Annotated in this window: 17 protein-coding genes; 15 read left to right on the forward strand and 2 right to left on the reverse strand. The window is 41.8% G+C overall.

All coding sequences use genetic code 11. The features are described from left to right. Positions 1-216: 216 nt before the first annotated feature. From AC504W_RS01850 to AC504W_RS01920, 15 genes are all read left to right on the forward strand, one after another. Positions 217-1,164, forward strand: coding sequence for a DNA-directed RNA polymerase subunit alpha (locus AC504W_RS01850; RefSeq protein ID WP_015113408.1), 948 nt, complete (start codon positions 217-219; stop codon positions 1,162-1,164). A 33-nt stretch (positions 1,165-1,197) separates the two neighbouring features. Further along, positions 1,198-1,548, forward strand: coding sequence for a 50S ribosomal protein L17 (rplQ, locus tag AC504W_RS01855; protein WP_096584519.1), 351 nt, complete (start codon positions 1,198-1,200; stop codon positions 1,546-1,548). Positions 1,549-1,608: 60 nt separating this feature from the next. After that, positions 1,609-2,430, forward strand: a complete 822-nt coding sequence (truA, locus tag AC504W_RS01860) for a tRNA pseudouridine(38-40) synthase TruA (protein WP_494875946.1) — start codon at positions 1,609-1,611, stop codon at positions 2,428-2,430. Between the two features lie 64 nt (positions 2,431-2,494). Then, a complete protein-coding gene (rplM, locus tag AC504W_RS01865) occupies positions 2,495-2,950 on the forward strand; it encodes a 50S ribosomal protein L13 (protein ID WP_096584514.1) in 456 nt (151 codons plus the stop codon). Beyond that, on the forward strand, positions 2,950-3,366 hold the full coding sequence (gene rpsI, locus AC504W_RS01870; protein ID WP_096584511.1) for a 30S ribosomal protein S9: 417 nt from the start codon (positions 2,950-2,952) through the stop codon (positions 3,364-3,366). Before rplM ends, rpsI begins: the two co-directional genes overlap by 1 nt. Positions 3,367-3,584: 218 nt before the next feature. After that, positions 3,585-3,824 (forward strand): 50S ribosomal protein L31, encoded by a 240-nt coding sequence (gene rpmE / locus AC504W_RS01875; RefSeq protein WP_096584508.1) that lies wholly within the window; start codon positions 3,585-3,587, stop codon positions 3,822-3,824. 96 nt (positions 3,825-3,920) lie between these two features. Then, a complete protein-coding gene (gene prfA / locus AC504W_RS01880) occupies positions 3,921-5,021 on the forward strand; it encodes a peptide chain release factor 1 (RefSeq protein WP_494875947.1) in 1,101 nt (366 codons plus the stop codon). Between the two features lie 161 nt (positions 5,022-5,182). After that, complete coding sequence (locus tag AC504W_RS01885) at positions 5,183-5,683, forward strand: hypothetical protein (protein WP_494875948.1); 501 nt, start codon at positions 5,183-5,185, stop codon at positions 5,681-5,683. A gap of 34 nt (positions 5,684-5,717) precedes the next feature. Next, positions 5,718-6,533 carry an Rpn family recombination-promoting nuclease/putative transposase gene (locus AC504W_RS01890; RefSeq protein WP_494875949.1) on the forward strand — a complete coding sequence of 272 codons (816 nt, stop codon included), beginning with the start codon at positions 5,718-5,720 and terminating at the stop codon, positions 6,531-6,533. Between the two features lie 133 nt (positions 6,534-6,666). After that, positions 6,667-8,361: an ABC-F family ATP-binding cassette domain-containing protein gene (locus tag AC504W_RS01895; RefSeq protein ID WP_494875950.1), complete on the forward strand. Its 1,695-nt coding sequence runs from the start codon at positions 6,667-6,669 to the stop codon at positions 8,359-8,361. Between the two features lie 213 nt (positions 8,362-8,574). Beyond that, positions 8,575-10,173 (forward strand): 2,3-bisphosphoglycerate-independent phosphoglycerate mutase, encoded by a 1,599-nt coding sequence (gpmI, locus tag AC504W_RS01900; RefSeq protein ID WP_494875951.1) that lies wholly within the window; start codon positions 8,575-8,577, stop codon positions 10,171-10,173. 177 nt (positions 10,174-10,350) lie between these two features. Continuing rightward, complete coding sequence (gene secG / locus AC504W_RS01905; protein ID WP_494875952.1) at positions 10,351-10,584, forward strand: preprotein translocase subunit SecG; 234 nt, start codon at positions 10,351-10,353, stop codon at positions 10,582-10,584. A gap of 10 nt (positions 10,585-10,594) precedes the next feature. Next, positions 10,595-11,377: a peptidase gene (locus tag AC504W_RS01910; RefSeq protein WP_494875954.1), complete on the forward strand. Its 783-nt coding sequence runs from the start codon at positions 10,595-10,597 to the stop codon at positions 11,375-11,377. Between the two features lie 10 nt (positions 11,378-11,387). Then, positions 11,388-11,819 carry a putative toxin-antitoxin system toxin component, PIN family gene (locus tag AC504W_RS01915; RefSeq protein WP_494875955.1) on the forward strand — a complete coding sequence of 144 codons (432 nt, stop codon included), beginning with the start codon at positions 11,388-11,390 and terminating at the stop codon, positions 11,817-11,819. Continuing rightward, on the forward strand, positions 11,816-12,052 hold the full coding sequence (locus tag AC504W_RS01920; protein ID WP_494875956.1) for a hypothetical protein: 237 nt from the start codon (positions 11,816-11,818) through the stop codon (positions 12,050-12,052). Before AC504W_RS01915 ends, AC504W_RS01920 begins: the two co-directional genes overlap by 4 nt. A 28-nt stretch (positions 12,053-12,080) precedes the next feature. Here the strand turns inward: AC504W_RS01920 and AC504W_RS01925 are convergent, their stop codons facing one another. Together AC504W_RS01925 and AC504W_RS01930 are read right to left on the reverse strand one after the other, a co-directional pair. Then, positions 12,081-12,422, reverse strand: coding sequence for a hypothetical protein (locus tag AC504W_RS01925; RefSeq protein ID WP_494875957.1), 342 nt, complete (start codon positions 12,420-12,422; stop codon positions 12,081-12,083). Positions 12,423-12,488: 66 nt separating this feature from the next. Further along, positions 12,489-12,656: a hypothetical protein gene (locus AC504W_RS01930; RefSeq protein WP_494875958.1), complete on the reverse strand. Its 168-nt coding sequence runs from the start codon at positions 12,654-12,656 to the stop codon at positions 12,489-12,491. Positions 12,657-12,746: the final 90 nt, after the last annotated feature.

Raw genomic sequence — 12,746 nt, forward strand, 5'->3', positions numbered from 1 at the left:
TGAGCGGGAAAAAGCCAGTTAGCTCTTCCCAGGGGGAGAGCTGCTGTATTTTCTCAAACGCCATATTTATGGATAATCGTCCGTAGGCAAAATTAGGAAATCAAACATTGCCATCATAGTGTTGGCAGTTTGAACAACCTACAGAAAGCTTAAAGCAAAAGCAAATTGAATAGGCAATTAATTGTTAGCAGCACCTTAATTAAGGGAGGCTACTCCGTGGCGCAGTTTCAAATTGAATGTGTAGAGTCTAGTACAGAGGAAAGTCGGAGCCATTACAGCAAGTTTGTCTTAGAACCCCTAGAGCGTGGTCAAGGGACAACTGTTGGTAATGCACTAAGGCGAGTGTTACTGTCTAATTTGGAAGGGACAGCCGTTACCGCAGTCAGAATTGCTGGTGTTACACACGAGTTTGCCACAGTTCCAGGTGTGCGAGAAGACGTGCTAGAAATTTTGATGAGAATGAAAGAAGTCATTCTCAAAAGCTATTCTTCTCAACCCCAAATTGGCAGATTACTTGTTACTGGGCCAGCAACAGTCACAGCAGCCCATTTTGATTTGCCAAGTGAAGTAGAAGTTGTTGATCCTACCCAGTATGTCGCTACTCTAGCAGAAGGCGGGAAGCTGGAAATGGAATTTCGGATCGAAAGAGGTAAGGGTTATCGCACTGTAGAAAGAGGAAGAGAAGAAGCCACATCTTTGGACTTCTTGCAAATCGACTCGGTATTTATGCCAGTACGAAAAGTCAACTACAGCGTTGAAGAAGCCCGTGCTGATGGCTCGATTACAAAAGACAGATTGTTATTAGAAGTTTGGACGAATGGCAGTGTCTCTCCCCAAGAAGCACTATCCTCAGCTGCCAGTATTTTGGTAGATTTGTTCAACCCACTGAAAGATATTTCTTTAGAACCAACAGATATTGGTTCTGACGTTCCAGACGATCCAACTGCTCAGATTCCCATCGAAGAATTGCAACTTTCTGTGCGGGCATATAACTGTCTCAAACGCGCACAAGTTAATTCTGTGGCAGACTTATTGGATTTTACCCAAGAAGATCTGTTAGAAATCAAAAACTTTGGTCAAAAATCTGCGGAAGAAGTTGTAGAAGCCCTACAACGACGCTTGGGAATTACCTTACCGCAAGAAAGAAGCTCCAAACACAGCTAAAGCAAAACCTTTCATAGTTCATAGTCCACTATTATGCGCCACCGTTGTCGGGTTAAAAAACTTGGTAAACCAGCTGACCAGCGTCGCGCTCTGCTGCGTACCTTAGCCACTGAGCTAATTCGTCATGGTCGAATTACCACCACTTTGATCAGAGCGAAAGCTTTACGAAGTGAAGTAGATAAAATGATTACCTTAGCTAAAGACGGCTCCTTAGCATCACGTCGAGCAGCTTTAGGTTACATATATGACAAACAACTGGTTCATGCTTTGTTTGAGCAAGCTCCTACTCGGTATGGTAATCGCAGTGGTGGTTACACCCGGATTCTCCATACTGTGCCTCGGCGCGGAGACAATGCCGAAATGGCAATTATTGAACTGGTGTAAGTAAGTCAAAAGTCAAAAGTCAAAATGATTGAGACGAATGACGAATGACACAAAATCTGTATGCAAGAAACTGACCAGCCGAAACACACTCAACGAGTAGCCTTGGTAATTCAATACCTAGGTACTCATTTTCATGGTTGGCAACGACAAAATAGTCAGCGTACAGTCCAAGAAGAAATAGAAACAGCGATCGCGAGTATTCTTGGTTATCATGTCACACTGCATGGAGCAGGACGTACTGATGCTGGAGTTCATGCGGCTGCACAAGTAGCCCATTTTGATGCTACAGGTTTAATCCCGGCTCACAAATGGTCAGCAGTTCTCAATAGTTATCTGCCGCCAGACATCATCATCAGGGCTTCAGCAGCCGTAAGTAACGCCTGGCACGCGCGTTTTAGCGCAGCTTATCGGCGATACCGCTACACGATATACACTGAAAAACGACCAAATTTGTTCGTTAAGCCCTTCAGTTGGCATTATTATCATCAGCCTCTGGATGAATTATTAATCCAGTCTGCTATGAAGCCTCTGCTGGGTAAGCATCATTTAGCGGCCTTCCATCGGGCAGGCTCCAAGCGATCGCATTCTTGGGTAGAAGTACAAGCCGCAGAATGCCATCGTAGTGAATCATTGCTCAATATAGAAATTCAAGCAGATGGATTTTTATACGGTATGGTCAGGCTGCTTGTGGGAATGCTAGTACAAGTAGGGACTGGACAGCGAACCTTGGCTAACTTCGCCGAAATTTGGCAAGAAGAACGCCGAGAAGAAGTAAAATATGCCGCACCTGCTCAGGGTTTGTGCTTGTTGCGAGTCGGCTATCATGATTTTCCTTTTTCTCCAGATATTTGGTACGATACCCAGCCAAAATTTAGTTTTTAGTCAATAGTCATAGGTCATTGGTAATGACGAAAGACAAAGGACGAATTACAAAGGACAAACAAACATGAGTAAAACCTACCTTCCTCCTCAAGCTTCTCTTGAGCATGATTGGTACGTAGTAGATGCTACTGACCAACGTCTTGGTCGCCTCGCTACCGAAATCGCTATGATTCTCCGAGGCAAAAAGAAACCTGAATATACACCTCACATAGACACAGGTGACTTTGTGATTGTGATTAACGCCGAAAAAATCGCAGTCACGGGTAAAAAGCGGACTCAAAAACTTTATCGCCGCCATTCTGGTCGTCCTGGTGGGATGAAGACCGAAACTTTTGCCAAGCTGCAACAGCGTGTACCCGAAAGGATTATAGAACACGCGATTAAAGGTATGCTACCTAAAAATAGCTTGGGTCGACAGTTGTTTACCAAGCTCAAAGTTTATGCTGGGCCGACTCATCCCCACGAAGCTCAACAACCTAAAGAATTAAAGATTAGTACAATTCCTGGAGAAGAAAGCTAATGGTAGTAGCAGAAGCCAATAGCGGCCGTGCCGTGTACTGGGGTACTGGCCGTCGTAAATCCGCAGTAGCAAGAGTACGCCTTGTTCCTGGTAGCGGTCAATTGACAGTCAATGGCAAAGCAGGGGATTTATACTTCCAATTCAATGCTAATTACTTGGGAGTCATTAAAGCCCCTTTAGAAACGCTGGGCCTAGAAAGTGAATATGACATCTTGGTCAAAGCGGAAGGTGGTGGCTTAACTGGTCAAGCTGATTCCATCCGTTTGGGTGTTGCTCGCGCTTTGTGCCAACTAGACCCAGAAAATCGCTCACCGTTAAAAACCGAAGGTTATTTAACTCGTGATCCTAGAGCTAAAGAACGCAAAAAATATGGTTTGCACAAAGCTCGGAAAGCTCCTCAGTACTCAAAACGATAAGTTACTGGGTTGGGTATGGAAAAGTCAAAAGTCAGCCGTGAGCCACTGCGTTAGGCGGGTTGACCGACTTGTTCGCGCAGCGTCTCCGATTAGGAGAAGCAAGTAGCGAACTCCTTCAGAGTTAAAAGCCAAAAGCGTTTTCCCTTTTGACTTCCGCGCCCTCATCTTTAACTCGATCAAAAAGTTATAATTTATATAGATTCACCACAAAAGGAACAATGGCTAAACCTGATATTCATCCCCAGTGGTATCCAGAAGCTAAAGTCTACTGTAACGGTCAAGTTGTGATGACCGTGGGTTCTACTAAACCAGAATTACACGTAGACCTTTGGTCTGGAAATCACCCTTTTTATACTGGTACTCAAAAAATTATTGACACAGAAGGTCGCGTAGAACGCTTCTTGCGGAAATACGGCAAGTCAAGCGAGCAAGACTCCGGCACGAAAAAGAAAAAGTAGCGGTTTGGCTCTGCTGTTAACGACGACCCTGCGAATGCTGGGTCGATTGTCATTTTTTGAGCCAAGTTGTTATTTTAAGGAGCGATCGCACTCGTCATGGCTGAATCATACCTGCTGGAGAAATTAAAATCTGTTGAACAAACCTTTCATGAACTGACACGCCGCCTTGCTGACCCAGATACCGCAAAAAACCCTGATGAGTATCAACAAATAGCTAAGGCTCGTTCTTCTTTGGAAGAGGTAGTGAATACCTATGAAACTTGGAAAGTATCCCAAGAAGACTTAACGGGAGCGCGTCAAGTTTATAAAGAAGCAGCCAGTGACCCAGAAATGCAAGAAATGGCAGCACTGGAAGTTAGTGAATTAGAAGAAAAAATAGAATACTTAGAGGCTCGCTTAAAAATATTATTACTGCCCCGCGACCCCAACGATGAGAAAAATATCATGTTGGAAATTCGTGCTGGGACTGGTGGTGATGAAGCGAGTATTTGGGCTGGCGACTTGATGCGGATGTATACTCGTTACGCTCAAACTCAAGGTTGGAAAGTTTCGCTCGTCAGCGAATCTTTGGGAGAGATGGGCGGTTGGAAAGAAGTCATTTTAGAAATTAAAGGTGACAATGTTTACAGCCAGTTAAAGTTTGAGGCTGGAGTGCATCGCGTACAGCGTGTACCAGTCACCGAGGCGGGAGGACGGGTTCACACATCTACAGCCACGATCGCAATTATGCCAGAAGTGGATGACGTGGAAATTCACATTGACCCCAAAGATATTGAAATGACCACGGCTCGTTCTGGCGGTGCTGGTGGACAAAACGTCAACAAGGTGGAAACAGCCGTTGACTTAATGCACAAACCGACAGGAATACGAATTTTCTGTACAGAAGAACGCAGCCAGTTGCAAAACAAAGAACGGGCGATGCAAATTCTGCGGGCGAAACTGTACGAAATGAAGTTACGCGAACAACAAGAAGAAGTAACTTCCATGCGGCGCTCGCAAGTTGGTACAGGATCGCGATCGGAAAAGATTCGCACTTATAACTATAAAGATAACCGTGTGACCGACCACCGCTTAGGTCAAAACTTCTCCTTAAATCCTGTTCTGGAAGGTGATTTAGAAACTGTGATTCAATCTTGCATCTCTCAAGATCAACAAGAACGTTTAGCAGAGTTAGCGACTTCTGGTGCGATGAATTAATCTTTGTTTTGAAAATTAATTTAACTTAAAACCGTCTGGTGTGTTTTTATCTTTAATCCACAGACGGTTTTTTAATTTGAACTTGTTTCAGCAAATATACATAGTTACACACATATAAATAGTTTTAAAATGGTGAGCATTAAATTTTTATAGGTGCAGCTATGTCCTTGTTACGTAATGAACCTTCAGATTGGCAATCTCATACAGAAACATCTTATATACCTATTTATCATAAAGGTAGTTTAGTTGGTTTCTTTAAGCAAGAATATGTGAATGAAATTCTTTATTTTTTAAATGAAGAAGAAGTTTTAAAAAAAGCTCTAAAAAAAGCTTGTGGTGATTTACTAAAAAAGACTGGTGGCGATACAAGTAAGGTTAATTATTTAGTACAAAAATATATAAAAGTTAGTGAACGTCCTAAGTTTGGAACGAGAGCGATTGCACTTTTACTCCAAGAGCGACAAAAAGAACTTGACCTCAACAATCAGGAATTTGCTAAATTCTGCGATACCTTTAAAATTTCTCCTACAGAACTCAATAATATTTATGCTGGAGAAGCTATTGATGATAATTTGTTAGCGCCGATATCACGAGTATTAGGGATATCCAAAGAGAGAGTCCAAGAAGTCAGGGATGGTGGAGAAGCGCAAACAGGGACATAATTATTTATGTAAAATTATCTACTCTTATCCATCTGTGAAAACAGACAGCGTATTTTATCGCTTATTTCAAGAATTTCCCGATATCTTCTTTGAACTGATTGGAGATTCTCCTGATACTGCTAGTATTTACCAATTTTCGTCAGTTGAAATTAAACAAACAGCATTCAGAATTGATGGTTTATTTGTTCCGAATGTTGAAATTGATCAGCCAATTTACTTTGTGGAAGTGCAGTTTCAAGCAGATACAAAGATTTATTCGCGCTTGATTGCCGAAATCTGCTTGTATTTGCGTCAAAATCAACCTGTCAATGATTGGAGTGCTGTTGTTTTATATCCAAGCAGAAGTGTAGACACAGGAGATATCAAACACTACAGAGAATTCTTTCTGAGTCAGCGAGTTAGGCATATTTATCTTAATGAATTAAGCTCTGAATCATCACTACCAATTGGCATTGCAACTGTTAAATTAATTGTCACATCTGAAGACACAGCAATCATAGAGGCTAGAGAGTTAGTAGAAAGGACAAGATTAGAAATAAACTCACCAATAAAACAACAGCAATCATTACAATTAATAGAGACTATCTTGTTATACAAGTTTCCCACGATGACTAAAGAGGAGATGGAAAAAATGTTTAGCATCAGTGAATTAAAAAATACCAGATATTTTCAGGATGTTTTTCAGGAAGGGAAGGAAGAAGGTAAGCCAGAAGGAATCGAAGAAGGTCAGCGTCAAGAAAAGCTAAGAATGGTCACTCGTTTTTTGAAACTGGGTTTGACAGTAGAACAAGTAGCGGAGGAGCTTAGTTTAAGTATTGAAGAAGTAAAGCAAGCTGCACAAAATTTGTAAGTAACCAAAATTCAGTGGTAGTTGAGGTTAATTACAACTTACTAGGAGGAATTCTTGGTTAATTTTTGTTAATATTGGACACGGTGTTGGTACTTCGTCCTTAACCATCTATTTCCTACCTGAGAGAAACTCGATGCTGCGACTCGAACATATCAGTAAAATTTATCCAACAGGCGAAGTCCTCAAGGATATCAACTGGGAAGTCAAACCAGGCGATCGCATTGGCTTAGTCGGCGTTAACGGTGCGGGAAAATCTACCCAGTTGAAAATTATCTCTGGGGAAATGGAACCTACCGCTGGCGAAATCATTCGTCCTGCTAGTTTACATATCGCTTACCTCAATCAAGAGTTTGAAGTCGATCCCAGCCGCACAGTTAGAGAAGAATTTTGGACAGTATTTAAAGAAGCAAACGAAGTACAGCTATCTCTGACAGATGTACAGCACGATATGCAAACTGCGACACCAGAGGAATTGGATCGACTGATTCACAAGTTGGATCGTTTGCAGCGTCAGTTTGAAGCTTTGGATGGTTACGGTTTAGAAGCACGCATCGGTAAGATTTTACCAGAGATGGGATTTGACCAAGAAGATGGCGATCGCCTAGTTAGTGCTTTCTCTGGTGGTTGGCAAATGCGGATGAGTTTAGGTAAGATTCTGCTGCAAGCACCCGATTTACTGCTGTTAGACGAGCCGACAAACCATTTAGACTTAGAAACCATTGAGTGGCTAGAAACTTACCTCAAAGGCTTAACAACGCCGATGGTGATAGTTTCCCATGACCGCGAATTTTTAGACCGCCTCTGCACGCAAATTGTGGAAACTGAACGCGGCGTTTCTAGCACCTACCTGGGTAACTACACGGCTTACTTGCAACAAAAAGCCGAAAATCAATCAGCACAACTGAGTGCTTACGAACGTCAGCAAAAAGAACTGGAGAAACAGCAAGCCTTTGTTGATCGATTCCGCGCCAGTGCTACCCGCAGTACCCAAGCCAAAAGCCGGGAAAAACAACTAGACAAAATTGAGCGCATTGAAGCACCCATTGGTGGAGTCAGAACCCTGCATTTTCGTTTCCCCCCAGCACCTCGCAGTGGACGGGAAGTTGTGACGATTAAAGATTTAACTCATACCTACGATGATAAAATTTTATTTCTGGGTGCAAATTTGCTGATTGAAAGAGGCGATCGCATTGCCTTTTTAGGCCCCAACGGTGCGGGAAAATCTACCCTGTTGCGAATAATTATGGGTACGGAACCAGCCACCGAAGGTACTGTTAGCTTAGGCGATCATAATGTGATTCCTGGTTACTTTGAGCAAAATCAAGCCGAAGCTTTGGACTTGAAAAAGACAGTTATGGAAACTATTCATGATGAAGTTCCTGACTGGAAAAACGAAGAAGTCCGCACCCTCCTCGGCAAGTTTTTATTCACTGGCGACACTGTATTTAAATGTGTTGAGGCCTTAAGTGGGGGAGAGAAAGCGCGTTTAGCATTGGCAAAAATGCTCTTGCGTCCAGCCAATTTACTGATTTTAGATGAGCCTACCAACCATCTAGATATTCCCGCAAAAGAGATGTTGGAAGAAGCGCTGCAAAACTATGATGGGACGGCAATTGTAGTTTCCCACGACCGTTATTTTATTTCTCAGGTAGCTAACAAAATTGTGGAAATTCGGGATGGTGAATTCCGAGTTTATTTAGGCGATTATCACTACTACCTGGATAAAATCGCCGAGGAGAAAGAACAAGCCAAATTAGATGCGATAGCTGCGGAAAAAGCTGCTAAGAAAGCAGCCAAAGCAGGCAAGGCTGGTAGTAAGAAAAAATAAAATATCAAGTTAGTAGTAGCATCCTAGGTTTACTACTAACTAATTAACCAACATGGAATATCACAAAATATATGTAACAGTTGCAAAAAGTAAAAAAAATCTAAAAAATCTGTCAATAAGTTATAAAACAAGTTAATAAGCAGAAATTCACTTGCAGCTGTGGTTAGCAGTGGTATCATTCGGGTATTACAAAAAGTAAAGGGCAATTTTATTATGACCAAGGCACCTGTTGCTCCTGTGGTGCTAGTCATTTTAGACGGATGGGGCTACTGCGAGGAGACGCGAGGAAACGCTATTGTGGCGGCGAAAACGCCGATTATGGACAGCTTGTGGGTGGCGTACCCGCACACCCTCATCCGCACATCAGGAAAAGCCGTAGGCTTGCCAGATGGTCAAATGGGTAACTCAGAAGTTGGTCATTTGAATATCGGCGCTGGGCGAGTTGTTCCACAAGAGCTTGTACGCATCTCCGATGCAGTGGAAGACGGTTCAATCCTCAGTAACCCTGCACTGGTCAAAATTTGCCAGGAAGTTCGTTCTCAAAATGGCAAGTTGCACTTAGTGGGTCTTTGTTCTGATGGAGGGGTACACTCGCACATTACCCACCTGTTCGGACTACTTGACTTAGCCAAGGAACAGCGAATTTCAGAAGTTTGTATTCATGCGATCGCCGATGGTCGGGATACTTCCCCCAGCGAAGGGATAAAAGCGATTCAACAACTGCAAGATTACATCGATCGCGTGGGAATTGGACGCATCGCTACCCTCAGCGGCCGTTACTACGCGATGGATCGAGATCGCCGTTGGGATCGAGTCAAACGGGCTTATGATGTCATGACCCAAGATGGTGCAGGCGATGGGCGTACAGCCGTACAAGTCTTGCAAGCATCTTACGCCGAAGGGGTGACAGACGAATTTATTAACCCAGTTCGCATTGCTCCTGGTGCCGTTGAACCAGGAGATGGGGTAATATTTTTCAACTTCCGTCCTGACCGTGCTAGACAATTAACTCAAGCCTTTGTCAGTGCTGAATTTACAGGCTTTGAACGACAGCAAATTCAGCCACTATCCTTTGTTACTTTTACCCAGTACGATTCAGACCTACCAGTCACAGTAGCTTTTGAGCCGCAGAATTTAACTAATATTCTCGGTGAAGTCATTGCTAATCATGGTCTGAAGCAGTTACGTACCGCCGAAACAGAAAAATACGCCCACGTTACTTATTTCTTTAACGGTGGTTTAGAAGAACCTTTTCCTGGCGAAGACCGAGAACTGGTTAGTAGTCCAATGGTAGCGACTTACGACAAAGCCCCAACTATGTCAGCCGCCGCCGTTACAGATGTAGCGATCACTGCCATTCAAAAAGGTATATACTCTCTCGTTGTGATTAACTATGCTAACCCAGATATGGTAGGGCATACTGGTCAAATACCAGCCACAATCACGGCAATTGAAGAAGTTGATCGCTGCGTGGGTCGCCTTTTAGAAAGCATTATCAAAGCTGGCGGGACAACAATGATTACCGCCGACCACGGTAACGCTGAGTATATGCTAGATGAAGAGGGTAATTCCTGGACGGCGCATACTACCAACCCAGTACCCTTGATTTTGGTGGAAGGCGAAAAAGCAAAAATTCCTGGACATGGTACGAATGTCGAACTACGTAGCGATGGCAAGCTGGCCGATATTGCACCTACCATTCTGGATATTTTACAGCTGCCTCAGCCACCAGAAATGACCGGGCGATCGCTCGTCAAACCAATCGAATTTGACTTAAAACGCGATCGTACCCCTATGCCAATTGGTCTGTAAAAAGTGCTGAGTTGAAAGTGCTGAGTGCTGAGTCATGTGACTTCACTCAGCTTTATTCCGCACTGCTGATTATGGCAAGAATCTTGGGAGTTAAGAGTTAAAAGTAATACAATAGAATCTTTTTAACCCATAACTTCCCACATCTTTTTTCAAACCGTTATAAATGAGATTGCTAACATGACAGTTACAAATATCGTACAAATTGTTTGGTCATTAGCCGCCCTGGGACTCATTGTTTTAGTATTGCTGCACAGTCCTAAAGGTGATGGTATTGGTGCTATTGGTGGACAAGCCCAATTATTTAGCAGTACCAAGAGTGCAGAAAACACCTTAAACCGAATTACTTGGGCTTTGACAGTCATTTTTCTTGGTTTAACAGTGGTTTTAAGTGCAGGTTGGCTACCTAAATAAGGATAGGGAAATGGGGAAAAATACCCTACACCCAATGCTAAATATTAGAAAATTTCTAACAGCCCTTGTCTTAACTATAAGTACAGGGCTGTTAATTATTTTGGCGAATTTTCCATCCAGCGCCGTATCTCTACCTACCCCAAGACTTCATCCCCTACCAGCTACACTGCTTCAGTGGAAAGATAGTCAAAATAGTGGTGATTACTTTTCTCAAATCGCAACCACTGAAGTGGGTTATTTAATTTGGTCACAATTTCCAGTTCAAGTATATATAGAAAGACCAAAAACTATTAGTAATCAACAGGCGGAAGACTGGGTTAACAATGTTGTGCAGGCTATACAGGAATGGAATCAATACTTACCTTTAAAAGTAGTAGAAAATCCAGAAACTGCTGATATTACAATTGAGCGAAAAGCACCGCCATTACAGCTTTCACTAGATAGAAAAATTTCCCGTGCGCGTTCTGCTTTAACTACATACCAGTTGTATACCGAAAACAAAGTTTTATTGCACCGTTTTACTATTCTCTTGAGTCCTAGTCAGACAGGTAATTATGTCCTCGCTGCTGCACGCCATGAACTTGGCCACGCTTTAGGTATTTGGGGTCATAGTCCATCACAAACTGATGCTTTATATTTTTCCCAAGTCCGCAACCCCCCGAATATTTCAGCTAGAGATGTGAATACTTTACAGCGAGTTTATCAACAGCCAACAAGTTTAGGATGGACTTTAAAGGATAATTCAAAGATGAATTTATCAACAGATAGATTATTCAAGTCAAAAGGCTACTAATAGTTAAATAATGAAAAAGCCGTACCAAATTGTACTGGATACAAATATACTACTTACTGGTTTACGGTCTAACAAAGGGGCATCTTATAAGCTACTCACAATGCTGAACGATAACCGTTGGCAGTTAAATGTTTCTGCTACTTTAGTATTTGAGTACGAAGAAATTCTCAAAAGAGAAAAAGAGCAGCTTAAATTGAGTAATGAAGATATTGACACCATTATTGAAGCTATTTGTAGTATCGCTAATAAATGTAGTATTTTCTATCTATGGCGACCAATAGCACAAGATCCTGATGATGATTTTCTCATTGATTTAGCTGTTGAATGCCAAGCCGACTTTATCATTACTTACAATCAAAAAGATTTACAAACTGCACAAAAATTTGGTATCAGGATAGTTTCACCCAAAGAATTCTTACAAATAGTAGGAGAAATGCTATGACTAACTTGAGCGTACAGCTACCTGAATCTTTATATAAACAAATTGAAGCTTTAGCTGTCAAAGAAAATATTTCTATTGAACAACTGGTAGCTATTGCCTTATCAGCACAGGTTTCCGCATGGATGACCAAAGACTATTTAGAAGAAAAAGCTAAACGTGGTAGTTGGGAGAGATTTCAGCAAGTTTTGAGTAAAGTTCCTGACGTAGAACCAGAAGAATACGATAAACTTTAGAATTCGGGAAATGTGATAGAAATCCGAATCAATTTAAGTCAGGTATATTCTTGATTTCAGAATGGTATTTATATAAAAAAGAATCAGATTTGCTTCTGTCTTCTTCTAAAAACCCAGAAGAGCTAACATAGTAAGCTCCATTTTCATAGCAATCTGCAATCATTAACATTAGATTTGTCAAACTAGTGTAACAGATTACCGGGTCATCACTAGTATGGACTACCCACACTTGAGAATTATCATTCTGTTCTTCATCAGCAACTACAAAGAAAAATGACTTGTCTGTACTAAAAAGAATCAGGCTATTACGAGGACTCATTAACAGACTTTCGGCTGGCTCATACTCTATAGTTTTATAGTAAAAATCCAAAGATTCTTCTAAAGAGTAGAAGACTGAAAAAGGAAAGAAGCCCTGATCATGCAAAGTACCATTACGCTATTGATAAAGTTCTTTTACTTCTCTTGGTAGTTTAAAAGGTAAATCTTTGGTTAGTTCTTGAATTTGTTCATTCGTCAATCCTGGATATGGAAATGACGCAACTGATGGACAGTTAGCTTGCAGCCACACCAAAATTCTTTCTAGAGCTTGTGTAAGTAGCGACATAGTATGAATTTATTGAAATAATATTCAGCAACTCGAATAGTATTCCGGCAAAAGACATTGTTTTACGCTCAAGAAGTTATAGTCTATGGA

Source organism: Nostoc sp. C96 (assembly GCF_059384975.1).